At 55.4% G+C, this 23,480-nt stretch carries 38 protein-coding genes, 1 tRNA gene and 2 pseudogenes; 24 read left to right on the top strand and 17 right to left on the bottom strand.

What is annotated here, in order from left to right:
• Window positions 1–19: 19 nt before the first annotated feature.
• The 15 genes and pseudogenes from CE636_RS21550 to CE636_RS21490 all read right to left on the bottom strand — a co-directional run bounded on the left by CE636_RS21550 (window position 20) and on the right by CE636_RS21490 (window position 6,517).
• Entirely contained in the window at window positions 20–277 is a 258-nt protein-coding gene (locus CE636_RS21550; RefSeq protein WP_017898856.1) for a DNA polymerase III subunit theta, read from the bottom strand.
• A 48-nt stretch (window positions 278–325) separates the two neighbouring features.
• A complete protein-coding gene (locus CE636_RS21545; protein ID WP_017898857.1) occupies window positions 326–559 on the bottom strand; it encodes a hypothetical protein in 234 nt (77 codons plus the stop codon).
• A gap of 84 nt (window positions 560–643) precedes the next feature.
• Window positions 644–1,057 carry a DUF551 domain-containing protein gene (locus CE636_RS29700; RefSeq protein ID WP_017898858.1) on the bottom strand — a complete coding sequence of 138 codons (414 nt, stop codon included), beginning with the start codon at window positions 1,055–1,057 and terminating at the stop codon, window positions 644–646.
• A complete protein-coding gene (locus CE636_RS21535; protein ID WP_416234135.1) occupies window positions 1,054–1,671 on the bottom strand; it encodes a hypothetical protein in 618 nt (205 codons plus the stop codon). Before CE636_RS21535 ends, CE636_RS29700 begins: the two co-directional genes overlap by 4 nt.
• Window positions 1,669–1,822: pseudogene (locus tag CE636_RS29695) on the bottom strand (hypothetical protein); the annotation flags it as partial. The gene CE636_RS21535 and the pseudogene CE636_RS29695, both read right to left, overlap by 3 nt.
• 98 nt (window positions 1,823–1,920) lie before the next feature.
• Window positions 1,921–2,133: a hypothetical protein gene (locus CE636_RS21530; RefSeq protein WP_023283338.1), complete on the bottom strand. Its 213-nt coding sequence runs from the start codon at window positions 2,131–2,133 to the stop codon at window positions 1,921–1,923.
• On the bottom strand, window positions 2,133–2,423 hold the full coding sequence (locus tag CE636_RS21525; RefSeq protein ID WP_017898861.1) for a hypothetical protein: 291 nt from the start codon (window positions 2,421–2,423) through the stop codon (window positions 2,133–2,135). Before CE636_RS21525 ends, CE636_RS21530 begins: the two co-directional genes overlap by 1 nt.
• Window positions 2,420–2,626: a hypothetical protein gene (locus CE636_RS21520; RefSeq protein ID WP_004178825.1), complete on the bottom strand. Its 207-nt coding sequence runs from the start codon at window positions 2,624–2,626 to the stop codon at window positions 2,420–2,422. Before CE636_RS21520 ends, CE636_RS21525 begins: the two co-directional genes overlap by 4 nt.
• Window positions 2,623–3,189 (bottom strand): hypothetical protein, encoded by a 567-nt coding sequence (locus CE636_RS21515; protein ID WP_017898862.1) that lies wholly within the window; start codon window positions 3,187–3,189, stop codon window positions 2,623–2,625. Before CE636_RS21515 ends, CE636_RS21520 begins: the two co-directional genes overlap by 4 nt.
• Complete coding sequence (locus CE636_RS21510) at window positions 3,186–3,479, bottom strand: protein ren (RefSeq protein WP_012542626.1); 294 nt, start codon at window positions 3,477–3,479, stop codon at window positions 3,186–3,188. The genes CE636_RS21515 and CE636_RS21510 overlap by 4 nt, the downstream gene beginning before the upstream one ends.
• Complete coding sequence (locus CE636_RS21505; RefSeq protein WP_164852396.1) at window positions 3,479–4,894, bottom strand: DnaB-like helicase C-terminal domain-containing protein; 1,416 nt, start codon at window positions 4,892–4,894, stop codon at window positions 3,479–3,481. Before CE636_RS21505 ends, CE636_RS21510 begins: the two co-directional genes overlap by 1 nt.
• A 4-nt stretch (window positions 4,895–4,898) precedes the next feature.
• Entirely contained in the window at window positions 4,899–5,750 is an 852-nt protein-coding gene (locus tag CE636_RS21500) for a DNA replication protein (RefSeq protein WP_164852372.1), read from the bottom strand.
• Window positions 5,751–5,790: 40 nt separating this feature from the next.
• The gene (locus tag CE636_RS28925; RefSeq protein WP_004151298.1) at window positions 5,791–5,937 is read right to left on the bottom strand and encodes a hypothetical protein; all 147 of its coding nucleotides are present in this window, start codon (window positions 5,935–5,937) and stop codon (window positions 5,791–5,793) included.
• A gap of 34 nt (window positions 5,938–5,971) precedes the next feature.
• On the bottom strand, window positions 5,972–6,256 hold the full coding sequence (locus CE636_RS21495) for a CII family transcriptional regulator (RefSeq protein WP_017898865.1): 285 nt from the start codon (window positions 6,254–6,256) through the stop codon (window positions 5,972–5,974).
• A 39-nt stretch (window positions 6,257–6,295) separates the two neighbouring features.
• Window positions 6,296–6,517 (bottom strand): helix-turn-helix domain-containing protein, encoded by a 222-nt coding sequence (locus CE636_RS21490; protein WP_071600374.1) that lies wholly within the window; start codon window positions 6,515–6,517, stop codon window positions 6,296–6,298.
• A gap of 102 nt (window positions 6,518–6,619) precedes the next feature.
• Between CE636_RS21490 and CE636_RS21485 the strand changes: the two genes are divergently transcribed.
• The 16 genes and pseudogenes from CE636_RS21485 to CE636_RS21415 all read left to right on the top strand — a co-directional run bounded on the left by CE636_RS21485 (window position 6,620) and on the right by CE636_RS21415 (window position 15,798).
• A complete protein-coding gene (locus tag CE636_RS21485; RefSeq protein WP_032446994.1) occupies window positions 6,620–7,315 on the top strand; it encodes an XRE family transcriptional regulator in 696 nt (231 codons plus the stop codon).
• A gap of 19 nt (window positions 7,316–7,334) precedes the next feature.
• Complete coding sequence (locus tag CE636_RS21480; RefSeq protein ID WP_017898867.1) at window positions 7,335–7,769, top strand: hypothetical protein; 435 nt, start codon at window positions 7,335–7,337, stop codon at window positions 7,767–7,769.
• Between the two features lie 343 nt (window positions 7,770–8,112).
• On the top strand, window positions 8,113–8,238 hold the full coding sequence (locus CE636_RS28920) for a hypothetical protein (protein ID WP_164852370.1): 126 nt from the start codon (window positions 8,113–8,115) through the stop codon (window positions 8,236–8,238).
• Window positions 8,231–8,425, top strand: coding sequence for a hypothetical protein (locus CE636_RS21475; protein WP_017898869.1), 195 nt, complete (start codon window positions 8,231–8,233; stop codon window positions 8,423–8,425). Before CE636_RS28920 ends, CE636_RS21475 begins: the two co-directional genes overlap by 8 nt.
• Window positions 8,426–8,512: 87 nt before the next feature.
• On the top strand, window positions 8,513–9,484 hold the full coding sequence (locus CE636_RS21470; protein ID WP_017898870.1) for a hypothetical protein: 972 nt from the start codon (window positions 8,513–8,515) through the stop codon (window positions 9,482–9,484).
• 7 nt (window positions 9,485–9,491) lie between these two features.
• The gene (gene gamL, locus CE636_RS21465) at window positions 9,492–9,776 is read left to right on the top strand and encodes a host nuclease inhibitor GamL (RefSeq protein ID WP_017898871.1); all 285 of its coding nucleotides are present in this window, start codon (window positions 9,492–9,494) and stop codon (window positions 9,774–9,776) included.
• A gap of 15 nt (window positions 9,777–9,791) precedes the next feature.
• The gene (bet, locus tag CE636_RS21460) at window positions 9,792–10,637 is read left to right on the top strand and encodes a phage recombination protein Bet (protein WP_017898872.1); all 846 of its coding nucleotides are present in this window, start codon (window positions 9,792–9,794) and stop codon (window positions 10,635–10,637) included.
• Window positions 10,634–11,314 carry a lambda exonuclease family protein gene (locus CE636_RS21455; RefSeq protein ID WP_017898873.1) on the top strand — a complete coding sequence of 227 codons (681 nt, stop codon included), beginning with the start codon at window positions 10,634–10,636 and terminating at the stop codon, window positions 11,312–11,314. The genes bet and CE636_RS21455 overlap by 4 nt, the downstream gene beginning before the upstream one ends.
• Window positions 11,311–11,739: a hypothetical protein gene (locus CE636_RS21450; RefSeq protein ID WP_017898874.1), complete on the top strand. Its 429-nt coding sequence runs from the start codon at window positions 11,311–11,313 to the stop codon at window positions 11,737–11,739. Before CE636_RS21455 ends, CE636_RS21450 begins: the two co-directional genes overlap by 4 nt.
• The gene (locus CE636_RS21445) at window positions 11,736–12,392 is read left to right on the top strand and encodes an MT-A70 family methyltransferase (protein ID WP_017898875.1); all 657 of its coding nucleotides are present in this window, start codon (window positions 11,736–11,738) and stop codon (window positions 12,390–12,392) included. Before CE636_RS21450 ends, CE636_RS21445 begins: the two co-directional genes overlap by 4 nt.
• Complete coding sequence (locus CE636_RS21440; protein ID WP_017898876.1) at window positions 12,389–13,441, top strand: DNA cytosine methyltransferase; 1,053 nt, start codon at window positions 12,389–12,391, stop codon at window positions 13,439–13,441. Before CE636_RS21445 ends, CE636_RS21440 begins: the two co-directional genes overlap by 4 nt.
• Window positions 13,438–13,659 (top strand): hypothetical protein, encoded by a 222-nt coding sequence (locus tag CE636_RS21435; protein WP_017898877.1) that lies wholly within the window; start codon window positions 13,438–13,440, stop codon window positions 13,657–13,659. The genes CE636_RS21440 and CE636_RS21435 overlap by 4 nt, the downstream gene beginning before the upstream one ends.
• The gene (locus CE636_RS21430) at window positions 13,656–14,192 is read left to right on the top strand and encodes a hypothetical protein (protein WP_017898878.1); all 537 of its coding nucleotides are present in this window, start codon (window positions 13,656–13,658) and stop codon (window positions 14,190–14,192) included. Before CE636_RS21435 ends, CE636_RS21430 begins: the two co-directional genes overlap by 4 nt.
• Window positions 14,189–14,407 (top strand): TraR/DksA family transcriptional regulator, encoded by a 219-nt coding sequence (locus CE636_RS21425; protein WP_009483816.1) that lies wholly within the window; start codon window positions 14,189–14,191, stop codon window positions 14,405–14,407. The genes CE636_RS21430 and CE636_RS21425 overlap by 4 nt, the downstream gene beginning before the upstream one ends.
• A gap of 3 nt (window positions 14,408–14,410) precedes the next feature.
• Window positions 14,411–14,503: pseudogene (locus tag CE636_RS29585) on the top strand (helix-turn-helix domain-containing protein); the annotation flags it as partial.
• A 134-nt stretch (window positions 14,504–14,637) separates the two neighbouring features.
• Window positions 14,638–15,798 (top strand): tyrosine-type recombinase/integrase, encoded by a 1,161-nt coding sequence (locus CE636_RS21415; RefSeq protein WP_017898879.1) that lies wholly within the window; start codon window positions 14,638–14,640, stop codon window positions 15,796–15,798.
• A gap of 18 nt (window positions 15,799–15,816) precedes the next feature.
• Here CE636_RS21415 and CE636_RS21410 read toward each other — a convergent pair.
• Window positions 15,817–15,893: transfer RNA gene (locus CE636_RS21410), tRNA-Arg, on the bottom strand.
• 339 nt (window positions 15,894–16,232) lie between these two features.
• Between CE636_RS21410 and folD the strand changes: the two genes are divergently transcribed.
• Together folD and ybcJ are read left to right on the top strand one after the other, a co-directional pair.
• Window positions 16,233–17,099 (top strand): bifunctional methylenetetrahydrofolate dehydrogenase/methenyltetrahydrofolate cyclohydrolase FolD, encoded by an 867-nt coding sequence (folD, locus tag CE636_RS21400; RefSeq protein WP_004143017.1) that lies wholly within the window; start codon window positions 16,233–16,235, stop codon window positions 17,097–17,099.
• A 1-nt stretch (window position 17,100) separates the two neighbouring features.
• Window positions 17,101–17,313: a ribosome-associated protein YbcJ gene (gene ybcJ / locus CE636_RS21395; RefSeq protein ID WP_004143016.1), complete on the top strand. Its 213-nt coding sequence runs from the start codon at window positions 17,101–17,103 to the stop codon at window positions 17,311–17,313.
• 45 nt (window positions 17,314–17,358) lie between these two features.
• On the opposite strand, the gene cysS is transcribed toward ybcJ, so the two are convergent.
• Window positions 17,359–18,744 carry a cysteine--tRNA ligase gene (cysS, locus tag CE636_RS21390; RefSeq protein WP_004204706.1) on the bottom strand — a complete coding sequence of 462 codons (1,386 nt, stop codon included), beginning with the start codon at window positions 18,742–18,744 and terminating at the stop codon, window positions 17,359–17,361.
• 175 nt (window positions 18,745–18,919) lie between these two features.
• Here cysS and ppiB point away from each other — a divergent pair, with 175 nt between their 5' ends.
• The 6 genes from ppiB (at window position 18,920) to mnmH (ending at window position 23,444) form a co-directional block, all read left to right on the top strand.
• Window positions 18,920–19,414, top strand: coding sequence for a peptidylprolyl isomerase B (gene ppiB / locus CE636_RS21385; protein WP_004151319.1), 495 nt, complete (start codon window positions 18,920–18,922; stop codon window positions 19,412–19,414).
• Window positions 19,415–19,417: 3 nt separating this feature from the next.
• On the top strand, window positions 19,418–20,140 hold the full coding sequence (lpxH, locus tag CE636_RS21380) for a UDP-2,3-diacylglucosamine diphosphatase (protein WP_004204708.1): 723 nt from the start codon (window positions 19,418–19,420) through the stop codon (window positions 20,138–20,140).
• Between the two features lie 107 nt (window positions 20,141–20,247).
• A complete protein-coding gene (locus CE636_RS21375) occupies window positions 20,248–20,586 on the top strand; it encodes a hypothetical protein (RefSeq protein ID WP_017898880.1) in 339 nt (112 codons plus the stop codon).
• A 96-nt stretch (window positions 20,587–20,682) separates the two neighbouring features.
• Window positions 20,683–21,192 carry a 5-(carboxyamino)imidazole ribonucleotide mutase gene (gene purE / locus CE636_RS21370; RefSeq protein WP_004204711.1) on the top strand — a complete coding sequence of 170 codons (510 nt, stop codon included), beginning with the start codon at window positions 20,683–20,685 and terminating at the stop codon, window positions 21,190–21,192.
• Window positions 21,189–22,256 (top strand): 5-(carboxyamino)imidazole ribonucleotide synthase, encoded by a 1,068-nt coding sequence (gene purK / locus CE636_RS21365; protein ID WP_004204712.1) that lies wholly within the window; start codon window positions 21,189–21,191, stop codon window positions 22,254–22,256. The genes purE and purK overlap by 4 nt, the downstream gene beginning before the upstream one ends.
• Window positions 22,257–22,367: 111 nt before the next feature.
• Window positions 22,368–23,444, top strand: a complete 1,077-nt coding sequence (gene mnmH / locus CE636_RS21360; RefSeq protein WP_017898881.1) for a tRNA 2-selenouridine(34) synthase MnmH — start codon at window positions 22,368–22,370, stop codon at window positions 23,442–23,444.
• The last annotated feature ends 36 nt before the right edge of the window (window positions 23,445–23,480 follow it).

Raw genomic sequence — 23,480 nt, 5'->3', positions numbered from 1 at the left:
AGCATATACGAGAAAATCGCTATTTCTTGGCGTTCTGCTCTGCCATTTCGAGATAGCGCGGATCGGATGCGCGGGGGAGCTGGACGCTCTGCTCGCGGTAGTAGCGGACGCGCTCCATGAAATACTCGCGCAGGTGTTCTGGCTGCTCTCTGGCTACCACTTCGGCGACTACCGGCTGGTTAAGCCGCTCTTTGTACGCGACACCGGACGCCGCGAGGTCGACGTTGACCTTGTCCTGCTCGTCTTTCGATTTGGCTGCAATGTTCCACTTCGACATAAGAAAAATCCCCTCTGCTGTGGAGGGGATTATATACCACTATCAACCTTATTTCGGAATAAAGCGATGCTTGGTCAGCCTGGATGATGCCATCTCGTGTTCCTGCCGCATGGCCTCTCTTGTCTCGTCAAAGCGCCTTTTGCTTTCGGCAACAAATGAAAGCGCCACTTTCGTGGGATCGACACACTCAGGCTCCTTTCCATTCCTGAATATCACGAAGCTTGTTCCGTACAGCTCAGCAAGTTTCTCAGCCTGCTGCTGCCACTCTGGTTTATTTTCCATTCGTTATCTCCTGCGCCGTTCTGCGCTGAGCTATTACCAGCAAACAAGTCAGCACGAAAGCGCGGTGCTGTCGCATTCCCTCAGTCATGGTTTTGGCTCCTGCGGTGCGGCCGGCAGCGGCATCCAGTGAGTTGGCGTCCATGACGCGCCGGGAATCAACCAGCCACTACCCTGCGCATCAGGGTGGCCAGGGATATACGTTGCCCATTTGCAACACCACCGCGGCTTCTCTCCCCACCAACGCCCGACCAAAACCTCATGACGACTTGGTGGCATCTGCTCGCTTAACGGAATCCATCCATGCCTTTGCGCTGGAGTGTCGCCGCCTTGCTCCGGAGAAACGTGGTTTTGCGCCAGGCAGCAATCTGATTGCGCCGGAGGGTTGCCAGCCTTATTCACAAGAATGTCGATAGCTCTCTGCAGGAGCATTGCTTCAGCGAATGATATTCTATGCCCCATCTTCAGCTGATTTCTGAGTAGCAGCAGCTTGTCTTTCATGGCTTACCTCCGCTGAGCATCGCGGCGCGGAGTGTGCTTGCGATATCGCCATCAGTTTCGCCGTATGCATCTTGAGCCGCCGCTAGCATGTCGCCGTTCGGCTCGACAGGAACCATCACGTAACCATCCGGAATTCCCGTATAGTTGCCGATTATCGACTCAGCTTTTTTTTGCAAGGAAACCAGATCTGGCGCGGGATTGATGCTGGTTAGCGACTTCTCATCGACACGGTCGACAAGTTGTCGTTCGAGCATGGCGGCGCGGCAGGCGTTCCAGCCCTTCACCTCAGCGATGGCTGCTACTGCATCCACGGCGTACATGCTCAGTGTATTTGGAATTGGTTTTTCCTCCGGCACTACCGGCGCTGGCTGCACGTGGCGATAGAGCGGCGCTATGTTTCGCTCGAGGTCGGTAATGACGCTCCAAATTGGTACTGACTCGACGCCTTGTTTCGCCATATCACGATAACTGTCGGCATACGCCAGCACAGGATTGCGATCCGGCTCGCTGTCCGCCACCGGCTGCGCGTGGCGATAGAGCTGAGTGCCAACAGGAAGCGCCCTGTCAATTGTCGACGTGTCATTGCCTGGGCGGTTAGATAAAACTTCTGCCACTGGCTCGATATCTACTACCGGCTGCGCGTGGCGATAGAGCGGCGCACCCTCGGTACCAGCAGAGACGGAGATTACCTTTCTCATCCTGGCTGTATCGGTTGATACAGAATAGTTTTCTCTCCTTGCAGTCTGCCTCGCTTTCCATTGCGGCCAGCGCCATGCGGGCCATCATCGCAAACTCGCTACCCTGATTAATCATTGGGTCGCTGACAATTTCTTCCAGGCGCTCTCTGGTTATGGTTGATTTGGTCATTGGTTGGCTCCCCGTGAAATTTTGTGGCCTGGCGCATAGCAGCGCTGACGGTCTTTGCTGATGCGCCAGCCAGCTTTGCGCGCCTGCTGAGAAATGTCGGTCATATTCCGGCCAATAAAATCAGCCTGCCCCTGCGGATAGATTTTCCCTGACTGACAACCATCACAGTCGCAATACAAATCGGCGCAAAATCCTTCAGTTATTCCCATCACTCAGCCTCCCACTTGATGCCAGCGGCGGTAAGCGCTGCATCGACCTCGTCGGCGTAGTAGTAAGTTAATCCGCTCGATGATTTAGCCAACTTGAATGGCTCTGGCAGCTTCACAGTGCGGGACTCCAGCTGAGAAATCCGCTTCTGCGCCTTCTCCAGCGCCTCTACCAGCGCGAGGAATTCATCCCATTTCATGACTGGCGCATACGTATCTTTATCGCCGTGTTTCAGCTTCATATCTGAAATTATGTGTTCGACTCGCCGCGCCATTTCGGTGATATCAGTCATGCTGCTCGCTCCGCCTTCTGCTTGTTGTATACGGCCCAGCTAAGGGCATCGAGTTTGCGCTGGCCGGCTTTGTCGAAGAGGTGAATGCCGTTTTTGCAGGCATGCTCGGCCTTAACCTGCTCCTCAAGCTCCGCCAGTTGCTCATAGGTGAGCGTTGCCAGTTTCAGGCGGTTCCAGCCGAAATTAGGGATGCGATTGCTCATTTGCCGTCCCCCTCGCGCAGCTGCTTGGCGAAGTCATCAGCGTGCTCACTGGCAAGCCACCAGTTGTCCCTGATATCAGAAGAAATGGCCTGCTTAGATTTCTCACGGCATTTTTCAACAAACTCCTCCACCCCATCAGCCTTAATCCCGGCTACGATGCGATCGGTGGCGGGGGTTTCAGGCAGCAATCTGTAATCGCACGAGCCAAGCCACCCGTTTTCAGCTGACGGCTTTTCGTAATCACACTCAGTGGCCTGTTGGATAATCACGCCCCAGCAGGTTGTTCCTGCCTCCTCCGGCCATCCATCGCCAGCATCCCCGCGATAATCATCAATCATCTCTTCAGCTGCTTTGATTGCCTCTTCGCGAGTCTGGTACTTCTCAAACCCTGCATCATCGCTGTACATGAAAAACTTGCGCCCTGCCTTCAGCCCCACATTCTCCGCAGCCAGCTGCTTAAACGCTTTCGCCAGCGCCATAACCTTTGTCTCTTTGATCGACAGCTCTCCTGCGCTCTCCAGGGAGGCGATGAGCTCGTTTACTGCCTGTAGTGTGATAGTCATGCTGATGTTCTCCCGTAAACAGCCAGTACCCGCTTCATCGCCGGGCTTTGCCGACACTCGTTGAAAATCTGGTTTGTGCTCTTTCTGCCTGAAATTTCTTCTTCAGTGGCCAGCCGGTAGTAAACCGTCCGCCACACCCGAGCTTCAGCTACCAGCACCCCCTGCTTTGCCAGGATATTTGCAGCCTGGTTGATGCAGGTATGCGTCATCCCGGAAGCCGCGGCTACATCTGGCGAGCTACAGGTTTTATGCGTTTTCAGGTAGTTCAGAATTGCGTCTTTGCCTGTCATCAAAATCCACCCCGCTTGGTTGGTTTTTGCTCTTTATCGCGACGGCGCTGACTGGCAGCCTCCTGATCGCAGTCATAAATTGCCCCGTGACGCTGCTCGCAGTAGACAACCCCAGTCTCACCATGCCGGTTAAGGCGCAGGAGGAGTTCTGTGTCGCTCTGGTTTGCGTTCTCGTCGTAGGCGCCCTCCCGGTATATGGCCAGCCAGTAATCGCAGTCCTGTTCAATCTGCCCGGTGTCTCTGGAGTCGCTCGGCAAGGGGCGCTTATTGGTTCGCTTCTCAAGCTCACGGTTAAGCTGAGTCAGGAGAACGACGACGCAATCCAGCTCCTTAGCCAGGGTCTTGAGGCCTTTGGTGATCAGCCCGTAAGCCAGGTCATTACGCTCTGCCTTATCGGCAGTCATCAGCGTCAGGTAGTCAACGAGGATCATCCCGACCTTGCCGCGTTCGCGCTTGACGCGGCGAGACTCAGCCATGACATGCGCCAGTGAAATGCCCGGGGTGTCATCAATCAGGAGATTGTTGGTTTCAATAAGCGCGCCCATTACACCGGTGGCCTTTTGCAGATCGCTGTTCCAGTCCCCGCGATAGCCGTAGTCATCCTTCGTCATGTCCGGGTAAAACAGGTTTGGCGAGATCCGACTTTTCTGGGCGGTGATTTTCTCGACCATCTGCCCCTCCGGCATTTCCAGGGAAAACATAAGGGCAGGCTCGTTCTCGACCGTCGCGCAGTTGATCCCCATCTGGGTGTAGAGCGTGGTTTTACCCATTTTCGGGCGAGCGCCGATAACGAACAGGCTGCCACGCACAATGCGTTTCACACCGAGAAGCTCATCCAGAGAGCGGATCCCGGTCGACAACCCGCGGGAACGACCATCCGGCTTGAGCCTTTCGTCGAATTCTGCTGACCAGTCAGTGACAGCGTCGTAGAACGTGCGAAGCCCTGTCCGCCGGCCGGTTTTTACGTGCTCGGTTATCTCAGTGAACAGCCCCTGAATAGCATCGAATTTCTGCTCTGCCGTCATCCCGTTGCGGGAGTACAGCAACTCGATCGCCTTCGTTGTTTTCTCGATGCCGTAACGCTCCATCGCCGTCTCACGAACGCGCATTGCATAAGCCACGATGTTGGCCGCGCTTGGCGTGTTCTTCGACATTTCAGCCAGGTATGCAAAGCCCCCAACGGTCTCTGTCAGCCCCTTGCTTTCCAGAGCATCAAACAGGGTCAGCAGATCGACCGGCTTATGGTCGCGGTACATCTGGCGCATTTCAGCGAAAATGACCTGGTGCTGGCGCGAGTAGAAAGATTCCGGCTTGAGGATCGAAAGCACCTTCTGAGTACGCTCGCTGGTGTCGTCGTCCAGCAGGAGCCCGCCCAGCACGCTCTGCTCTGCTTCAATGCTGTGCGGAGGTGTCATGAAATCAGAGGTCATCACAGGCCCCCTCGCGCGTTTTGGCGTAGACATCGACATTCAGGAAGTATTCCAGCGACTTGCGGCGCCAAGTTTTCCCGGTGCGCTGATCAGGGCGATTCTCAAGCATCCAGCGGCAGTTACTGGCGATGTAGCTCAGGTAAGACTCCCAGTCGGCCAGGGTAAAGCTGTGGCCATCAAGCTGACGGGTAATTTTGTTGGCCTTCTGCCAGAACGAGCGGATCAGGTTACGGCGCTTGTCAGTGAGGATCCTGATACCTTGAGCTTCTGGCAGAACCCGGTGGTAAACCTCAACAACCTGCTCACAGCTGAGAGACGGTTTTTTTGGTTCTGATTTTTGCGATGCTGATGCACTCTCTTCTACGTCAGTAGAAGAGATATTATTTAATATATTGTTTGTGGCACTCTGTTGGCATTCTGTTGGCACAACCTCGCCTGTACGCAGCGTGGTTACTGGGTTTGCGTTGGCATTCTGTTGGCATTCTGTTGGCACAAAAAATTGCTGATAGTCGTCGTATTTGGTGACGGTTAAGAGGGTAAATTTCTTGTTTGCAAGAGTGGTGATCATGCCCATTTTCGCGAACTTGTTCAGCAGGTACTTAACCCTGTCAGGTGCTATTCCCGTGTCTTTCGACAAGGCATGTCGCCCGGTGATCACCTGACCGCGGGAAACTGGGTATTCGCCAAACTCCGTGGTGACCATACCGTCAGCTGAATTCACTTCCATGATGAGATGGATCCACAAATGGACGGCCTCACTGTCGCTCTTGTAGAACGGCAGCTCTCTTACTTTACGGTGCAGGAATACCAACCCCTGCCCTGATGGCTGAGGTTTCTCCATGGGCTTCTGAGACCCTCTAAAATCGGATATGCGGAGAACGTTACTCACGGCCTTCCTCCTTCCGTTTCAGCTCTTCCAGGATGGCGCGCATTTTCATGCCAACCACCGGGTTAACCGAGCGAATGAAGCGATCGCGGGTAACATTTTTGTGTGTTTGTGCCTGGTAAAATCTGTTGCTCTTAGGCATAATTACTCCTGTGAATTTGTTCAGTTAATTCGCATCAGGCCTCAAAGTGTTTCGAGCACTTTGGGGCCATCTCTTTTTTGAGAAGACTTGCCACCTCCTTTGCCAGCCGGGCCATGTCATCATCGACCACGCCCCACTCAAGAACCGCCAGTAACATCGCCATTTTCGGCACCCAAGATGATTTCCAGCGCGTAACCTGCGACTCATTGACGCCTACAGCCATGGCCACTTTTTTCCCTCCCATGAGAGAGATGCGATTCAGCAGCCATGTCTCGATGCGACGTGCGTTGTCCTTATTGCGTTTAATTGCGTTCTCCATTTGTGATACTTCCTCTGGTGTTGATTGAAAGGCCGCCGGTTAGGCGGCATTAGTTTTAGTCCCTTGCTCTCCAAAAAGAAGCCAGCGTGGCTCGCACTGAAGGGCAGTAGCTAGCTCAATGAGCTTGCGTGGGCGTTTTGTTAATCCGGATTCAACTTGCTGAATAGTCTGTTGTTTTGTTCCAGAAAGCTCAGCAAGACCAGCCTGGGTCAAATTAAGTTCACTGCGGCGTTTTTTAACGCGGTCAGAAAGAGTTTCCATGATGCCTCCTTTACAAGGTTATTTGTATTTTATTGTCAAACAAACTTGTTTGTCAAATACCTTGTTTCTTGTAAGCATGAGGGATCGGTTTATGAGGTGGATATGAATATTGCGGACAGAGTAAAACTTAGGCGTGCGGAGCTATCATTGACGCAGGCAGAGCTGGCTTCACTAGCTAAAACCTCTCAGCAGGCCATACAGCAACTCGAAGACGGAAGAACGAAGCGCCCAAGATACTTGCCAGAGCTAGCAGCAGCTTTAAAGTGCTCAGTTAGCTGGCTGTTAACTGGTGAGCATGAAATGACCAGTGAGATCCCTCCCGAGAAAGAATGGTCCCAGGTCGACTCATGGGACAAAAATACCCCGCTAAGTGAGGGTGAAGTAGAAGTGCCATTTTTGAAAGATATCGAATTTGCCTGCGGAAATGGGCGCATTCAAAGTGATGATCACAATGGCTTTAAGTTGAGATTCTCCAAAGCTACTCTGCGAAGAGTTGGTGCCAACAGCGATGGTTCTGGCGTTATCTGCTTCCCAGCTACTGGAGACAGCATGGAGCCAGTTATTCCTGATGGAACAACGGTTGCAGTTGACACCAATAACAAACGGATTATTGATGGAAAACTATATGCTATTGCGCAACCAGGGGCCGGAGATGAAAAGCTAAAGCGGATAAAGCAGCTATACCGCAAACCAGGTGGAATTCTTGTGATCCGCAGCTTCAACCGAGAGGACGAAGAGGCGATGGAGCAGGACGTTGAAATCATAGGGCGAGTTTTTTGGTATTCAGTTTTACTTTAACCTTTAAGGTATTGTAATAATGAGTATTTTATCTTTTTTGCTGGGTGCCTTTTCAGCAGTTTTTTGTTGCCTATTTATTCTTTTCCGGCATAAAAAACAGTCTGCGAAAAAGAAGTTGAAACAGTATGAGCCATTAAACATTGACTCTTCGGTTAATAATGCGAAAACGCTACTGAATGCAGCTGACCATAATTATGCAATTGATAACAATGCCCTTGCAGCTGTATGGAAATCAAGAGGCTGCAAAGAGCATGAAGAACGAGATGGGAGGATCTATGTAATTAAGGGATCATGGGCGATAAAGAAAAAATTGATAAAGCCTGGGGCTGATGGTTTTCTCAATGACATATCGCTCCCAAGGGATTGCGGGTGTTATATGACTTACCTTTATCATCTTCGCAGCCTCCCCCCTTCTATGCTCAATCCTTCAGCAATAAAAATCCTGCAAAAATAACCGCCACCACTACTGCAGAGCCCGATGTCGGGCTTTTTTTTCGCCCGCGACACAACATACCTCACGAAAAAACGCCAAATAACAAATATTAAAACAACAAAAACAACCACTTGATTGCCAAATACAACAAAATACAATTTTATGTGTTTACAAGATAGATTGTATTTTGTATATTCAATCCATCCAAACAACAACGTTGGCGCCGGGAATAGGTAACAACGCTCCGTTAGCCGCGATAAGGCAAAGGTGAAGAGATGATCCGCGAAGAAGACAAGCCTGCATGGCGTAATTTTTGGTTAAAGGTCGTTCCGTTTTTGGTTGCAGTCCTCTTTTTTAGCTTCGCATGCTGGGGTGGCAAATGAGCAAACAAGGCATTCGTTCACTGATTTACTGCCTGCTGATCTGCGGCGTTATCTGGACAGCGTTGATTATCAAAATTCTTCACGTAACGGGGGTGCTCAATGGATAACTCAATTCCTAACAGCGGACGCGCCGTGATGATGCGCAATCGCCGCACCGGCGCCGCCTGGCTGGTCAGCTTCGACTATCGCGACGGCAGCTACTGGCATGAGCCGCAGGGCAATCTGCGCCACATCCGCCGGCCATACGCTTCACGCAATATCGAACCGAACCTGGTTCCAGCCGGGACGCATTAACCGCGCATATCGGCGCATGAATTTAACCGAGCTATCAGGCAGCCATTACGGTGCCGGGATTCTTACAACCAAATTTCAGGGGAAACCATGAGCGAAATAATGGATTTAACCGTCATCGAAATAAAACCAGAACAGGCGCCGACCCTGTACCGGGCTGGCGGTCTTGACGCGTACCTGGAGCAGATTCGCCAGGCCGTGAACGAGGTTCCGGACCTGACTACCAAGAAAGGTCGTGACCGTGTCGCTTCTCTGGCGGCGCAGGTATCACGCAGTAAGACGGCAATCGAAAAGCCGGGCCGCGAGTACCTGAAGCGCCTTAAAGAGGCTGTGCGCCCTGCTGAGGCGGAAATTAAGCGGTTCGTTGACGCATGTGACGAGCTGCGCGATGCGACACGTAAGCCGTTGACCGAATGGGAAGCCGAGCAGGAACGCATTAAGGCAGAAGAAACCATGAACGCCCTTCACGTCGAAGCGCTGGTCATGAATGAAGAGTTCGATCGTCAGCTGGCTGCTCGTATTGAGTCTGACCATGAAATGGCCCTGCTGATGAATGACGCTTTCGACCGTGATCAGGCCGAGAAGAATGCAGAAGCCGAACGCCAGCGCATTGCCCGCGAAGAAGAGATTAAGCGCCAGGCCGAAGAGAAAGCGAAGCGTGAAGCAGCAGAACAAGCGCAGCGTGAAATTGACGCCGCAGCCGCCAGGGAGCGTGAAGCGATTTTGGCCAAAGAGCGAGCCGAACGTGAACAGCGAGAAGCAGCTGAGCGTGCGGAGCGCGAAAAGCAGGCTGCTGTTGAAGCAGAGCGCCGCAAAGCACAGGAAGAAGCCGATCGCATCCGCCGCGAGGCAGAGCAGCGCGAACAGGCCCGCCTGGCTGAGGAGAAACGTAAAGCAGATGAGCAGGCGCGCCGCGAAGCCGACGTTAAGCACCGCAAGGCTGTAGGCACTGAAATCGTCAAAGCTCTTCTGGCCAATACCAGCCTTACCAGGGATCAGGCTATCGAGGTACTCACCGCGGTTAAAGACGGCCGCATTCCTCATACCGGTATCAGTTACTGAGGTGCTTATGAACGCATACCGCGCATACGACGCTATCGAAGAACGGAAATGGGCTGAACAGTCGCTCACCGAAGAGAAGCAAAAGTGGGTTGACGATCGGGCGCAGGAAATTATCGACGCGCTGCCGAAAGAGCCGTCAGGCCTGTTCCGCTTCTCTGTGCCGATGGACAAAAGCCCATACGAAGGCCTCCGCAGCGATGCAGCTGGCGAGGCATATAACGATCTCATCTCGGCAGTAGCTTACGCCCAGGCGGAATACGACTGGGATCACCGCACCGGCTGCCCGTTTTAACTTTGGGGAATAGCAATGGCTAACGAACTTGTGATTACAGCCAGCTCTCTTGCTGAGCGAGGCATTGACGGCGCTACCTGGAGCGCCCTCAAGAACAGTATTTATCCTGGTGCCAAGGATGAGTCGGTGATGATGGCGCTGGACTACTGCCGGGCCAGAAACCTCGATCCGCTTCTGAAGCCCGTTCATCTGGTGCCGATGAGCGTTAAGGACTCGAAGTCGGGTAAAAGCGAGTGGCGCGATGTGGTTATGCCTGGCATCGGGCTTTATCGGATTCAGGCCGATCGCTCCGGTGATTACGCTGGCGCAAAAGAACCAGAGTTCGGCCCGGACGTCACTCTGACGCTTACCGGTATTGAAGTGACCGTACCTCAATGGTGCAAATACACAGTCAGCAAGCGCATGCCGAGCGGGGAGATCGTCGAATTCAGCGCGAAAGAATACTGGGTTGAGAACTATGCCACCGCCGGCCGCGACACTACCGCGCCAAACGCAATGTGGAAAAAGCGCCCTTACGGCCAGTTGGCGAAGTGTGCCGAGGCTCAGGCTCTGCGTAAGGCGTGGCCTGAAATTGGCCAGCAGCCCACTGCCGAAGAGATGGAAGGTAAAACACTGGAAGTTGATGCGCGTGACGTAACTCCGCGAACCACGACAGAGGCGCTCCCCCTGGTGGCCAGTGAGGAAACGTTGCAGGCAATTACCGACCTTCTGACGTCCCTGAATAAGGACTGGGATCAGGACTTCCTGCCTCTGTGCAGCAACATCTTCAAGCGTGACATTTTCCAGGCGTCACAGCTCACCGAAGAAGAAGCGCAGAAAGGCTTTAGCTTCCTCCAGAAAAAAGCGCAGGTGGCAGCATGACACCAGAAATTATCCTTGCACGCACTGGCATTGACGTTACCCGCGTTGAGCAGGGTGATGAATCCTGGCACCGCTTACGCCTGGGCGTGATCACCGCCTCGGAAGTCCATAACGTCATTTCGAAGCCGAGATCAGGCACCAAGTGGACTGACATGAAAATGTCTTATTTCCACACGCTGCTCGCAGAGGTTTGCACCGGCGCGGCGCCGGAAGTTAACGCCAAGGCGCTGGCCTGGGGGAAACAGTATGAGTCCGACGCTCGCACCCTGTTTGAGTTCACCACCGACGTGCAGGTAACCGAGTCGCCGATCCTTTTCCGTGACGAAGGTATGCGCACTGCCTGCTCACCAGACGGCCTGTGCAGTGATGGCCGCGGCCTTGAGCTGAAGTGCCCTTTTACCTCTAGGGACTTCATGAAGTTCCGGCTTGGCGGCTTCGAGGCTATCAAATCCGCCTACATGGCCCAGGTGCAATTCAGCATGTGGGTAACCGGGAAGGATGCCTGGTACTTCGCGAATTACGACCCTCGCATGAAGCGAGAAGGTATTCACCATGTTGTTGTTGAGCGCGACGAAAAATACATGTCCGACTTCAACGAAATGGTGCCGGAGTTCATCAGCAAGATGGACGAATCGCTGGCGGAGATCGGCTTTACCTTCGGGGAGCAGTGGAAATGAAACGCACCCCATTTTACCGCAGGCCAGGCAAAGCAGGGAAATTCTCCGGCCTTCGCGAGCGCGTGATCTGGATGATTCAGACGCGCGGACGTCCTGTTACCGGCAGCGAAATAGCGGAGAAGTTCGGCGTGACGCTTGTCGAGTTTAACCGCGTTGCGAACGGCATAACCAAGGGAGAAGGCCGCATTGCACAGCTGATCGCATCGGAAACCTGGCTTAACGAGGACGGCATCTGCGATCGCACCTTTGACCTGATCACAAGGCCAAAGGTCATTACCCCGCAGGGTAAAACTCGCCTGTTCACTAAGCGCTCGATAGCTCAGGCCGCCTCTGGCAACCGCCAGAAATGTATTGATAAAGCGGCCCGGCGCCGCCGGCTTATCGCATCTGGCCTCTATATCGATGAAATGGAGTCAGTCCTATGAACCGCTACTCACTTATCTATGCCGACCCGGCCTGGTCTTACGGGAACCAGATCAGCAACGGCGCCGCCGTCGACCACTACCCCACCATGAGCTTGCTCGATATGAAGCGGCTCCCGGTGTGGGAGCTCGCCGCGGATAACGCCGTGTTGGCGATGTGGTACACCGGCACCCACAACCAGGAGGCGATCGAGCTGGCCGAAGCCTGGGGCTTTACGGTGCGCACAATGAAGGGCTTCACCTGGGTGAAGTTGAATCAGCTGGCCGAGTTGCGCATTACCAAGGCTCTGGCAGAGGGAGAGATCTCCGACTTTTACGACTTCCTCGACCTGCTGAATGCCGAGACACGCATGAACGGTGGCAATCATACCCGCGCCAATACCGAAGACGTTCTTATCGCCACCCGCGGTGCCGGGCTGGAACGCAAGCACGCCGGAATTAAGCAGGTGGTCTACAGCCCACTCGGCGCGCACAGCGAGAAGCCGTGGGAAGTTCGCCACCGCCTGGAGCTGCTCTACGGCGACGTGACGCGGATTGAGTTATTCAGCCGCAGCGCAGCGCCAGGCTGGAGCCACTGGGGCAACCAGTGCGCCACCGCTTCCGTTGAGCTGATCCCTGGCTGCGCCATCGACGTTGTGAAGACGGAGGCAGCATGAGCGCGACAGCTTACTACAACGAGATCGACCCATTCGCGGCGCAGTGGCTGCGTAACCTCATAGCCGCCGGGCATATCGCCCCGGGCGAAGTTGACGAACGGAGTATTGAAGATGTCACACCTGACGACCTCAGAGGATTTACCCAGTGCCACTTTTTCGCCGGGATTGGTGGATGGTCATATGCTCTGCGTCTGGCCGGATGGCCGGATAACAGACCGATTTGGACAGGAAGTTGCCCATGCCAGCCTTTCTCCTCGACTGGCAAAGGCGCTGGGTTTGGTGACGAGAGACATTTGTGGCCTGCCTTTGGCTGGCTTATCAAGCAGTGCCGACCTCAGCGCATCGCTGGCGAGCAAGTTGCAGGAGGTCGTGCGGATCCATGGTTCGACCTTGTACAAAATGACGTGGAAAGAATGGGCTACGCCTTCGGGCTTACGCCGTTCCCGGCTGCGGGTGTCGGGTCGCCGAACGAACGAGAGCGGGCCTACTGGGTGGCCGACGCCAACCTGCAATACGAATCCACAGCCAGAAACGAAGCGCGGACTGCAGAACCTGTCCGGAGCGGTGAAATTATCTGGCTGGCAAACTCCGCTCGCGAACGACGCGACGGGGTCGACCCATTGCTACAGCGGAAAGAACCCGGACGGTACTCCGAAAGTCTGCCTGAAATTACCGGGAACCGTTCTACTGACGGGTTGGGTAACTCCAACGTCACGCGACTGGAAGGATTCGTCGGGAATGACGGCGCAGCGGGACGGGAAAGATCGACTGGACCAGCTGCCGCGCCAGGCTTACACCTGCGGCCCCTTGAGGTTAACGGTTTTTGGCGAGATGCGGACTGGCTCTTTTGTCGAGATGGAAAATGGCGTCCAGTTGAACCCGGCACATTCCCGCTGGTTGATGGGGCTGCCGCACGCCTGGGACGAGTCGAGCCCGGGGTGGCAAGAGTGGCAAGCAGCAACCGCGTCGGCCGCCTGAAGGGTTACGGCAACGCCATAAACGCACAGGCAGCTGCGGCTTTCATTCGCGCTTATATGGGGGTCGCATGACGCCAGAAGAAAAAGAAAACGCTCTCCGCGCCCAGGCTCGTCGCTGCGCAGAAGAGATAACAAAAGCGATGAGCGTAAAGCCTAAACCGAAGTGGAACGCTGTATGCCCCCCCATCCTTCGCAAGCACTACGAGAAGGTAAAGCCGATGGGTGTCAGCCTGGTGAAATTTGTCAGTGTTATTGGCCGCATGAATGGCCGGTATGGAGTGGAATCATGAAGGTAGAAAAAAGCGATGTTCTGGCATTTACCATTTCCGATGTTGAACGCCTCGACCCTGTCAGGGTGGTGATTGAAAACTACGAGCCAGGAAAGGGGTGCATCACTGTAACCTGCTTCGGAAAGGCGTGGACCGGTGCCTGGTTTGCTATGGGCGGAGACAACGTTCAGGAGTTCATTAAGCGTGTCAGCAATGACTACCTTATCGGCTATTTCGACCCGCAACTGCAAAGCACAGTTGATGATGATAACGACGCCAACCTTGAATTTGTAAAGGGTGAAATCATCAAACTCCGGCGTCAGCAGGAAATCGATGCTGAGGAGGCCAGGGATATGTGGGTGGAGGCAGAAAACGCTGAGGATGTGAAGGAAAGCTGCTGCGATTGTCGCATCGGTAATAAGTTGCCTGGTCTGCTTGGTGATGATCCGTGGTATGCAAAATGGCCGGCAGTGCCAAACCACAATTATCAATATCTCGAACGCATCATTGACGCGGTACGTGGCGGGCTCGCAGAACTGGAGCGTGCAGCATGAGCGCAGAAATCATCGATCAGGCCAACGAGCTGGCAGAGCGCCGGCTTGAAATGACCATCCAGAACATGCGCATCAACCATGCGGCGGTCTCGGCTACTCACTGCCGCGACTGCGGGGAAGAGATACCCGAGCGGCGCCGGGAACTGGTGGCGGGCTGTCAGCGCTGCGCTGACTGTCAGGAAGAAGAGGAATTACGCGGTAAGCATCGGAGGTGATGGATGGAATCACATAGCCTTACTCTGGCCGAAGCCTGTGAGTTTCTGCAGATATCACGTCCTACAGCCACTAACTGGATACGATCAGGCAGGCTTATCGCAACCAGAAAAGACCCAAGTAAACCAAAGTCACCATACCTCACAACCAGACAGGCATGCATTGCAGCACTAAACTCGCCACTGCATACTGTCGGAGTGAGCGCGGGTGATGCACATAAAGAGGATCGAAAATGTCCATCTTCCGCAGAGGTGAAATATGGTACGCCTCGTACTCGCTCCCGGGCGGGAAGCGAATTAAGGAATCTCTTGGGACAGCGGACAAGCGGCAAGCTCAGGAGTTGCACGATAAAAGAAAGGCCGAACTCTGGCGAGTAGACAGGCTCGGCGACTTTCCTGAAGTGACTTTTGAAGAAGCATGCCTCCGCTGGCTGGAAGAGAAAGCAGACAAGAAATCGCTCGATACCGATAAAGGCCGGATGGGATTCTGGCTTGAGCATTTCGAAGGCGTGACGCTAAAGGATATTACCGAGGCAAAGATTTATGCTGCGGTTAGCAGGATGCAGAACAGGAAAGCAAGGGAGACCTGGCAGAAAAGAGTTGAAGCGGCAAAGAGGAAGGGTAAGGAGATCCCAGTGTTTGAGCCAAAGCCTGTCACTACATCGACAAAGGCTAAGCACCTGGCGCTGATGAAAGCTATCCTGCGCGCAGCTGAGCGAGACTGGAAATGGCTGGAGAAAGCGCCAGTCATCAAGATACCGTCAGTGAGAAATAAGCGCGTTCGGTGGCTAGAGCATGAAGAGGCGAAAAGGCTGATTGATGAATGTCCGGAGCCGCTGAAGTCGGTCGTTAAGTTTGCGCTGGCGACCGGCCTCAGAAGGTCGAACATCATCAATCTGGAATGGCAGCAAATCGACATGCAGCGTCGGGTTGCCTGGGTTAACCCTGAGGACAGCAAATCAAACCGCGCTATTGGCGTAGCGCTTAATGATACTGCCTGTAAGGTTCTGCGCGATCAGATAGGGAACCATCATAAATGGGTGTTCGTCCATACTAAAGCATGGCATCGCCCGGATCGCTCATTAACCCCATCTGTAAGGAAGATGCGCGTTGATGACAATCGGGCGTGGAACTCGGCATGCAAACGGGCAGGAATTGAGGATTTCCGTTTCCATGACCTGAGACACACCTGGGCAAGCTGGTTAATTCAGTCTGGCGTTCCGCTTTCTGTACTTCAGGAAATGGGTGGTTGGGAAAGCATCGAAATGGTCCGTCGATATGCTCACCTGGCACCTAACCATTTAACTGAGCACGCACGTCAAATTGACTCGATTTTTGCAGAAGGTGTCCCAAATATGTCCCACAAGGAAAAATCAGCGACTGGAGGAAGTTGATAAGTGATTGATTATTAATGGCACGCCCTACAGGATTCGAACCTGTGACCTACGGCTTAGAAGGCCGTTGCTCTATCCAGCTGAGCTAAGGGCGCCCTGAGAAGCGAGTGCTTCGCGGAGTGAAACGCCTGGAATTATACGGTCCACGTCGGTTGAGTCAATCCATTTTGCCAGGAAACTGCGGGGCTTATACGACGCTGGCGAAATATCCTCCACCAACTGTACAAGAAGCATACCGCCGGGCCTAATGCGCGCGTAAATCGACTCAGTAGCCAGGCGCAACGCACCTATAACCATGTAATAACCAGGGTCATAACAGGCTAAATTAGCCTCAGACAGGATAAAACAGCAAACGAGGACTGACAGCGAGGCCGGCTTCTGACAAAATATCCTCATCCCCCTTTCGTAAAGATACAGATGGAATCCTCTCTCTGATGGCAGCAAAAATTATTGACGGTAAAACGATTGCGCAGCAGGTACGCTCTGAGGTTGCGGAAAAAGTGAAGGCTCGCGTTGCGGCCGGAAAACGCGCCCCTGGGCTGGCCGTCGTGCTGGTCGGCAGCAACCCGGCCTCGCAGATTTATGTCGGCAGCAAGCGCAAAGCATGTGAAGAAGTGGGCTTCGTCTCCCGCTCTTACGATCTCCCGGAAACCACCAGCGAAGCCGAGCTGCTGGAGCTTATCGACACCCTGAATGCCGATAAGACCATCGACGGTATTCTGGTTCAGCTGCCCCTGCCTGCAGGGATAGATAACGTCAAAGTTCTTGAGCGCATCGCGCCGGATAAAGACGTTGACGGCTTCCATCCTTACAACGTTGGCCGCCTGTGCCAGCGGGCGCCGCGCCTGCGTCCGTGCACCCCACGCGGTATCGTGACGCTGCTGGAACGCTACAATATCGACACCTACGGCCTGAATGCGGTGGTCATTGGCGCCTCCAATATCGTTGGCCGCCCAATGAGCATGGAGCTGCTGCTGGCCGGCTGCACCACCACCGTCACCCACCGCTTTACCAAAAACCTGCGCCATCATGTCGAAAACGCCGACCTGCTGATCGTCGCGGTGGGTAAACCGGGCTTTATTCCTGGCGAATGGATCAAAGAAGGGGCGATTGTGGTCGATGTCGGCATTAACCGTCTGGAAAGCGGCAAAGTGGTCGGCGACGTGGTGTATGAAGATGCCGCTGAACGCGCCTCCTACATCACCCCGGTTCCCGGCGGCGTTGGCCCGATGACCGTCGCCACTCTGATTCAGAACACGCTGCAGGCGTGCGAAGAGTACCACGACGTTGAGGAGGCCTGAGATGGCGACATTTTCCTTAGGAAAACACCCGCACGTTGAGCTGTGCGATCTGCTGAAACTCGAAGGCTGGAGCGAAAGCGGCGCCCAGGCGAAGATCGCCATCGCCGACGGGCTGGTAAAAGTCGACGGTGCGGTGGAAACTCGCAAACGCTGCAAAATCGTCGCCGGTCAGACAGTGAGCTTTGAAGGCCAGAGCGTGACCGTCACGGCCTGACCGCGAAAAGGAAAACGCCCGCTTAAGCGGGCGTTTTTTTATGGCTTACTTCCGGCGCCAGGTGGTGCCCTGCGGGCCATCTTCCAGCACGATACCCATCTCGTTAAGACGATCGCGCGCCGCATCCGCCGCCGCCCAGTCTTTCGCTTTACGCGCGTCCAGACGCTGCTGGATAAGCGATTCAATTTCCGCCACTTCCGCGTCGTCAGCCTGCGCACCGCTCTGCAGGAAGGCGTCCGGCTCCTGCTCCAGCAGCCCCAGCACCGACGCAAGCTTACGCAGGTGGGCCGCCATGGCGTTCGCCGCGGCCGCGTCCTCGGTTTTCAGACGGTTCACTTCGCGAGCCATATCGAACAGCACCGAGTAGGCTTCCGGGGTGTTGAAGTCATCGTCCATCGCCTCGATAAAGCGTGCTTCGAAGGCTTCGCCGCCCGCCGCATCGACGGATTTGTCGGTACCGCGCAGCGCAGTATACAGACGCTCCAGCGCCGAACGCGCCTGCTTGAGGTTCTCTTCGCTATAGTTCAGCTGGCTGCGATAGTGGCCGGACATCAGGAAGTAGCGAATGGTCTCGGCATCGTAATACTTCAGCACGTCGCGGACGGTAAAGAAGTTGCCCAGCGATTTCGACATCTTCTCGCGGTCGACCATCACCATGCCGGAGTGCATCCAGTAGTTAACGTACTCGCCGTCATGGGCGCAGGTGGACTGAGCGATTTCGTTTTCGTGATGCGGGAACATCAGATCGGAACCGCCGCCGTGAATGTCAAAATGGTTGCCCAGCTGTTTGCAGTTCATCGCCGAGCACTCGATATGCCATCCCGGACGGCCTGCGCCCCACGGCGACGGCCAGCTTGGCTCGCCCTCTTTCGACATCTTCCACAGGACGAAGTCCATCGGATTACGCTTGACGTCAACCACGTCGACGCGCGCCCCCGCCTGCAGCTGATCGAGATCCTGACGCGACAGCAAACCGTAGTTCGGGTCTGTCGGCACATCGAACATTACGTCGCCGTTATCCGCCACATAGGCATGGCCTTTGGCGATCAGTTGCTCGGTAATCTCGATGATCTCCGCAATATGATGCGTCGCGCGCGGCTCGCTGTCGGGACGCAAAATATTCAGGGCGTCAAAATCCTTGTGCATTTCGGCGATCATCCGATCGACCAGCGCGACAAAGCTTTCGCCGTTTTCATTAGCGCGCTTAATGATTTTGTCGTCGATATCGGTGATATTGCGCACGTACTTCAGCTTATAGCCGAGAAAACGCAGATAACGCGCCACAACGTCAAAGGAGACGAAGGTACGCCCATGGCCGATGTGACAGAGATCGTAAACGGTAATACCACACACGTACATGCCGACTTCCCCGGCATGGATAGGTTTAAATTCCTCTTTCTGGCGCGTCAGTGTATTAAAAATTTTTAACATCGAAGATTCCGTGTAGACGTGTGTGGGTGATGAAGCCTCTATAATACCCATAATTCAGACAGGACGCAGCACACATTGCAAGGTGCATCGACCCCCGCGGTTATGCTATAACACCCCCCTATATCTCACCCGACACCGGGTGCTGGCACCACACTCATCGGAACAGGATGCAAAAATGGTTACTTTCCACACCAATCATGGCGATATCGTAATCAAAACGTTTGACGACAAAGCGCCGGAAACAGTTAAAAACTTCCTGGACTACTGCCGCGAAGGTTTCTACGACAACACCATTTTCCACCGTGTTATCAACGGCTTCATGATTCAGGGCGGCGGTTTTGAACCTGGCATGAAACAAAAAGCGACCAAATCTCCGATTCAGAACGAAGCAAACAACGGTCTGAAAAACACCCGCGGCACGCTGGCGATGGCCCGTACTCAGGCGCCGCACTCTGCCACCGCGCAGTTCTTCATCAACGTGGTTGACAACGACTTCCTGAACTTCTCCGGCGAAAGTCTGCAGGGCTGGGGCTACTGCGTCTTCGCGGAAGTGGTTGAAGGCATGGACGTGGTTGACAAAATCAAAGCGGTTGCCACCGGCCGCAGCGGCATGCACCAGGATGTGCCGAAAGACGATGTGATTATCAAAAGCGTCACCGTCAGCGAGTAATTCGTGGCGACACTTTTTATTGCAGATTTGCACCTGCAAACAGAAGAACCGGCGATCACCGCCGGTTTTCTGCGTTTTTTACAGGGGGAAGCCCGTCAGGCGGACGCCCTGTATATCCTTGGCGATCTGTTTGAGGCGTGGATCGGCGATGACGATCCCAACCCGTTGCATCAGCAAATCGCTACGGCAATCAAAGCCGTCGTCGACGCCGGCGTGCCCTGCTACTTCATTCACGGCAACCGCGATTTTCTCGTCGGCCAGCGCTTCGCCCGTCAGAGCGGGATGATCCTGCTCGCCGAAGAAGAGCGACTGGACCTCTATGGCCGTGACGTCTTGATTATGCATGGCGACACGCTGTGCACCGATGACCAAGGCTATCTGGCGTTTCGCGCGAAAGTCCACACCCCGTGGATCCAGCGTCTGTTCCTGGCTCTGCCGCTGTTTGTCCGCCGCCGCATCGCCGCCCGCATGCGCGCCGACAGCAAAGCCGCCAACAGCAGCAAATCAATGGAAATTATGGATGTGAATCCACAGGCGGTGGTTAACGCCATGGAGCGGCATCACGTGCAGTGGCTGATCCACGGCCATACCCATCGCCCGGCGGTCCATGACCTGCAGGCCAACGGCCAGCCCGCATGGCGCGTGGTACTCGGCGCCTGGCACAGCGAAGGTTCGATGGTGAAGGTGACGCCGGACGACGTCGAACTGATCCATTTCCCGTTCTAATTCCTGCGCGAGCACAATTCTGAAATCCCCTCTTGCCTGGACGGAGGTATGCTCCTGCCGGCATTGCGCATGCTAGTCTTCCACAACATCACTCTCAAGGAACGAGCATGAGCAGGAAAAAGTGGAGCCAGCCGCTGATCTGGGGAATGATCATCGCGATCCTCAATCCGTTAGGGATAAGTTATATCGCCTTAATCGGCATCGCTCTCGGCAACACGCTGACGTTTGTCTGGTGTGCGATGCTGGCGTGGGCTATTTATTTCTATGCCATTTATTTGCTCTGTACCCGCCCTCACGAGAGCCGACTGGTACAAATCTATTTACTGATGATGGGCACCCTGATGCTCCCCTGGGGGTTAGTACTGCTTATCACTTGTTGCATGAATGAGATCAAGGCCATTAAGCCGCGATCGTCGTCATCGCAGAGTGAGACAAAAGACGGCTAACCATGCACACGCAACCGTTTTCCTTGCCGGCAGTTCATGCTATTCTCTGTGGCCTCTAAAGCAGTGTGAAACACACCCACAGGAGTTTTAAGACGCATGTCTTCCCGCAATAATTCGGCGCGTATCGCCATCGTGATGGGGTCCAAAAGCGACTGGGCTACCATGCAATTTACCGCAGAAATTCTTGATGCCCTGAACGTTCCGTACCATGTCGAAGTGGTCTCCGCCCATCGCACGCCCGATAAGCTGTTCAGCTTCGCTGAAAGCGCCGAAAGCAATGGCTATCAGGTGATTATTGCTGGGGCAGGCGGCGCGGCGCATCTGCCGGGCATGATTGCGGCGAAAACCCTGGTGCCAGTGCTCGGCGTACCGGTTCAGAGCGCAGCCTTAAGCGGTGTCGACAGTCTTTACTCCATTGTTCAGATGCCGCGCGGTATTCCGGTCGGCACACTGGCCATCGGCAAAGCCGGCGCCGCGAACGCCGGTCTGCTCGCCGCGCAGATCCTCGCCCAGCATGATGCTGAACTCCACCAGCGCCTGAGCGCCTGGCGCCAGGCGCAAACCGATGAAGTGCTGGATAACCCGGACCCGCGGGGTGCGGCATGAAACAGGTATGCGTACTCGGCAACGGCCAGTTAGGCCGTATGCTGCGCCAGGCCGGCGAGCCGCTGGGTATTGCCGTCTGGCCGGTGGGGCTGGAAGCCGATCCGGAAGCGGTGCCATTCCAGCAGAGCGTCATCACGGCAGAAATTGAACGCTGGCCGGAAACCGCCCTCACCCGCGAGCTGGCCCGCCACCCGGCGTTCGTCAACCGCGACGTCTTCCCGATTATCGCCGATCGCCTGACGCAAAAGCAGCTGTTTGACAAGCTTGGTCTCGCCACTGCCCCGTGGCAGCTGCTGGCGGATAAAAGCGAGTGGCCGGCGGTGTTTGCCCGCCTTGGCGAACTGGCGATCGTTAAGCGTCGCGTTGGCGGTTACGACGGCCGCGGCCAGTGGCGTCTGCGGGAAAACGAGATCGATCAGCTACCGGCCGATAACTACGGCGAGTGCATCGTCGAGCAGGGGATTAACTTCTCCGGCGAAGTGTCGCTGGTGGGTGCCCGCGCCCATGACGGCAGCACCGTCTTCTACCCGCTGACCCGCAACCTGCATCAGGACGGTATTCTGCGCGCCAGCGTCGCCTTCCCGCAGGCCAATGTCCGCCAGCAGGAGCAAGCGGAAAGCATGCTGACGGCGATCATGAACGAGCTGAACTACGTCGGTGTGATGGCGATGGAGTGCTTCGTCACTGCCGAGGGACTGCTGATCAACGAGCTGGCGCCGCGCGTGCACAACAGCGGCCACTGGACGCAAAATGGCGCCTCCATCAGCCAGTTTGAGCTGCATCTGCGAGCGATTACCGGCCTGCCGCTGCCGCCGCCAGTGGTTAACAGCCCGTCGGTAATGATCAACCTGATCGGCACCGATCTCAATTACGACTGGCTGAAGCTGCCGCTGGTCCACCTGCACTGGTACGATAAAGAGGTGCGCCCGGGTCGTAAAGTCGGCCACCTGAACCTGACCGACAGCGATACTGACCGTCTGAGCGCGACGCTGGAAGCGATCAAGCCGCTGCTGCCAGCGGAGTACACCAGCGGTCTGTTCTGGGCGCAATCGCAGCTCAGCTAAACTCTTCGTGCCGGGGATTTGATCTATCCCCTTCCCCGGCACACCTTGAGGCGCGTACAATCCCCCCCTTGCTGTAAAGCCCATTTCTGTTTTGACTTCAGAGGATACCCCATGACCAATGGGACGGATTATCGCGCCATTCTCGCCAGCGATACGCCACTGATTGACGTACGCGCCCCGGTGGAGTTTAGCCAAAGCGCGATGCCGGCGGCGATCAACCTGCCGCTGATGAATGATGAAGAGCGCGCCGCAGTCGGCACCTGCTATAAGCGCCAGGGGCCGGAAGCGGCGCTGGCGCTCGGCCATAAGCTGGTTCAGGGCGATCTGCGCGCCAGCCGGATCCGGGCATGGCTGGAAGCATGCGCCCGTTACCCGCACGGTTACCTGTGCTGCGCCCGCGGCGGCCAGCGCTCGCATATTGTCCAGCAGTGGCTGAAAGAAGCTGGCGTGGATTACCCCCTGATCGTCGGCGGCTATAAAGCGCTGCGCCAGGCGGCGATCCAGGCTACCGACGCGCTGGTACAGCGGCCGATCGTGCTGATTGGCGGCTGCACCGGCAACGGCAAAACCCAGCTGGTTTGCTCGCGACCGGACGGTATCGATTTGGAGGGCCATGCCCACCACCGCGGCTCTTCGTTTGGCCGCACGCTACAGCCGCAGCATCCGCAAGCCACCTTTGAAAACCACCTGGCGGTCAGCCTGCTCAAAAAAGCCGAACAGCAGACGCGCTGGGTGCTGGAAGATGAAGGCCATATGATCGGCGCCAACCATCTGCCGGAGTGCCTGCGCATCCGCATGGCGCAATCGCCGCTGGCGGTGGTGGAAGATCCGTTTGACGTTCGCCTCGAACGGCTGCGCGAGGAGTATTTCGATCGCATGTATCGCGACTTTATCGCCGCGTATGGCGAAGAGAAAGGCTGGCAGGCATACGGCGAGTATCTGCATCACGGCCTGTTTGCCATCCGCCGTCGCCTGGGGCTGCAGCGTTTTGCCCAGCTCACTGAACGCCTCGATGAGGCGCTGGCGCAGCAGCAGCGCACCGCCAGCACCGAGGCGCACTTCGCCTGGCTGGTGCCGCTACTGGAAGAATACTACGACCCGATGTATCGCTATCAGTTGGGGAAAAAAGCCGGGAAGATTATTTTTCGCGGCAGCTGGCAGGAGGTCGCCGCCTGGCTGGCGAAGTAATCGCATGCTCGATTGTCCCGGCTTGCGGCGTAAACG

This window comes from Klebsiella sp. LY, assembly GCF_004010915.1.
Lineage (GTDB): Bacteria > Pseudomonadota > Gammaproteobacteria > Enterobacterales > Enterobacteriaceae > Klebsiella > Klebsiella quasipneumoniae.
This window is presented reverse-complemented; position numbering and strand designations above follow the sequence as displayed.

What these genes read in the sequence shown, in the direction of transcription:
- CE636_RS21435 (WP_017898877.1), top strand. Translation starts at nt 13,438, where the DNA reads ATGACGCCAGAAGAAAAAGAAAACGCTCTCCGCGCCCAGGCTCGTCGC.
- CE636_RS21530 (WP_023283338.1), bottom strand. Translation starts at nt 2,133, where the DNA reads ATGGGAATAACTGAAGGATTTTGCGCCGATTTGTATTGCGACTGTGAT.
- CE636_RS21495 (WP_017898865.1), bottom strand. Translation starts at nt 6,256, where the DNA reads ATGGAGAACGCAATTAAACGCAATAAGGACAACGCACGTCGCATCGAG.
- CE636_RS21480 (WP_017898867.1), top strand. Translation starts at nt 7,335, where the DNA reads ATGAGTATTTTATCTTTTTTGCTGGGTGCCTTTTCAGCAGTTTTTTGT.
- CE636_RS21415 (WP_017898879.1), top strand. Translation starts at nt 14,638, where the DNA reads ATGTCCATCTTCCGCAGAGGTGAAATATGGTACGCCTCGTACTCGCTC.
- CE636_RS28925 (WP_004151298.1), bottom strand. Translation starts at nt 5,937, where the DNA reads ATGCCTAAGAGCAACAGATTTTACCAGGCACAAACACACAAAAATGTT.
- CE636_RS21485 (WP_032446994.1), top strand. Translation starts at nt 6,620, where the DNA reads ATGAATATTGCGGACAGAGTAAAACTTAGGCGTGCGGAGCTATCATTG.
- CE636_RS28920 (WP_164852370.1), top strand. Translation starts at nt 8,113, where the DNA reads ATGCTGGGGTGGCAAATGAGCAAACAAGGCATTCGTTCACTGATTTAC.
- purK (WP_004204712.1), top strand. Translation starts at nt 21,189, where the DNA reads ATGAAACAGGTATGCGTACTCGGCAACGGCCAGTTAGGCCGTATGCTG.
- CE636_RS21430 (WP_017898878.1), top strand. Translation starts at nt 13,656, where the DNA reads ATGAAGGTAGAAAAAAGCGATGTTCTGGCATTTACCATTTCCGATGTT.
- CE636_RS21440 (WP_017898876.1), top strand. Translation starts at nt 12,389, where the DNA reads ATGAGCGCGACAGCTTACTACAACGAGATCGACCCATTCGCGGCGCAG.
- ppiB (WP_004151319.1), top strand. Translation starts at nt 18,920, where the DNA reads ATGGTTACTTTCCACACCAATCATGGCGATATCGTAATCAAAACGTTT.
- CE636_RS21510 (WP_012542626.1), bottom strand. Translation starts at nt 3,479, where the DNA reads ATGACAGGCAAAGACGCAATTCTGAACTACCTGAAAACGCATAAAACC.
- CE636_RS21455 (WP_017898873.1), top strand. Translation starts at nt 10,634, where the DNA reads ATGACACCAGAAATTATCCTTGCACGCACTGGCATTGACGTTACCCGC.
- bet (WP_017898872.1), top strand. Translation starts at nt 9,792, where the DNA reads ATGGCTAACGAACTTGTGATTACAGCCAGCTCTCTTGCTGAGCGAGGC.
- CE636_RS21520 (WP_004178825.1), bottom strand. Translation starts at nt 2,626, where the DNA reads ATGAGCAATCGCATCCCTAATTTCGGCTGGAACCGCCTGAAACTGGCA.
- CE636_RS21505 (WP_164852396.1), bottom strand. Translation starts at nt 4,894, where the DNA reads ATGACACCTCCGCACAGCATTGAAGCAGAGCAGAGCGTGCTGGGCGGG.
- CE636_RS21450 (WP_017898874.1), top strand. Translation starts at nt 11,311, where the DNA reads ATGAAACGCACCCCATTTTACCGCAGGCCAGGCAAAGCAGGGAAATTC.
- folD (WP_004143017.1), top strand. Translation starts at nt 16,233, where the DNA reads ATGGCAGCAAAAATTATTGACGGTAAAACGATTGCGCAGCAGGTACGC.
- CE636_RS21425 (WP_009483816.1), top strand. Translation starts at nt 14,189, where the DNA reads ATGAGCGCAGAAATCATCGATCAGGCCAACGAGCTGGCAGAGCGCCGG.
- gamL (WP_017898871.1), top strand. Translation starts at nt 9,492, where the DNA reads ATGAACGCATACCGCGCATACGACGCTATCGAAGAACGGAAATGGGCT.
- purE (WP_004204711.1), top strand. Translation starts at nt 20,683, where the DNA reads ATGTCTTCCCGCAATAATTCGGCGCGTATCGCCATCGTGATGGGGTCC.
- CE636_RS21500 (WP_164852372.1), bottom strand. Translation starts at nt 5,750, where the DNA reads ATGGAGAAACCTCAGCCATCAGGGCAGGGGTTGGTATTCCTGCACCGT.
- CE636_RS21375 (WP_017898880.1), top strand. Translation starts at nt 20,248, where the DNA reads ATGAGCAGGAAAAAGTGGAGCCAGCCGCTGATCTGGGGAATGATCATC.
- CE636_RS21515 (WP_017898862.1), bottom strand. Translation starts at nt 3,189, where the DNA reads ATGACTATCACACTACAGGCAGTAAACGAGCTCATCGCCTCCCTGGAG.
- CE636_RS29700 (WP_017898858.1), bottom strand. Translation starts at nt 1,057, where the DNA reads ATGAAAGACAAGCTGCTGCTACTCAGAAATCAGCTGAAGATGGGGCAT.
- CE636_RS21470 (WP_017898870.1), top strand. Translation starts at nt 8,513, where the DNA reads ATGAGCGAAATAATGGATTTAACCGTCATCGAAATAAAACCAGAACAG.
- cysS (WP_004204706.1), bottom strand. Translation starts at nt 18,744, where the DNA reads ATGTTAAAAATTTTTAATACACTGACGCGCCAGAAAGAGGAATTTAAA.
- mnmH (WP_017898881.1), top strand. Translation starts at nt 22,368, where the DNA reads ATGACCAATGGGACGGATTATCGCGCCATTCTCGCCAGCGATACGCCA.
- CE636_RS21490 (WP_071600374.1), bottom strand. Translation starts at nt 6,517, where the DNA reads ATGGAAACTCTTTCTGACCGCGTTAAAAAACGCCGCAGTGAACTTAAT.
- ybcJ (WP_004143016.1), top strand. Translation starts at nt 17,101, where the DNA reads ATGGCGACATTTTCCTTAGGAAAACACCCGCACGTTGAGCTGTGCGAT.
- CE636_RS21550 (WP_017898856.1), bottom strand. Translation starts at nt 277, where the DNA reads ATGTCGAAGTGGAACATTGCAGCCAAATCGAAAGACGAGCAGGACAAG.
- CE636_RS21475 (WP_017898869.1), top strand. Translation starts at nt 8,231, where the DNA reads ATGGATAACTCAATTCCTAACAGCGGACGCGCCGTGATGATGCGCAAT.
- CE636_RS21445 (WP_017898875.1), top strand. Translation starts at nt 11,736, where the DNA reads ATGAACCGCTACTCACTTATCTATGCCGACCCGGCCTGGTCTTACGGG.
- CE636_RS21545 (WP_017898857.1), bottom strand. Translation starts at nt 559, where the DNA reads ATGGAAAATAAACCAGAGTGGCAGCAGCAGGCTGAGAAACTTGCTGAG.
- CE636_RS21525 (WP_017898861.1), bottom strand. Translation starts at nt 2,423, where the DNA reads ATGACTGATATCACCGAAATGGCGCGGCGAGTCGAACACATAATTTCA.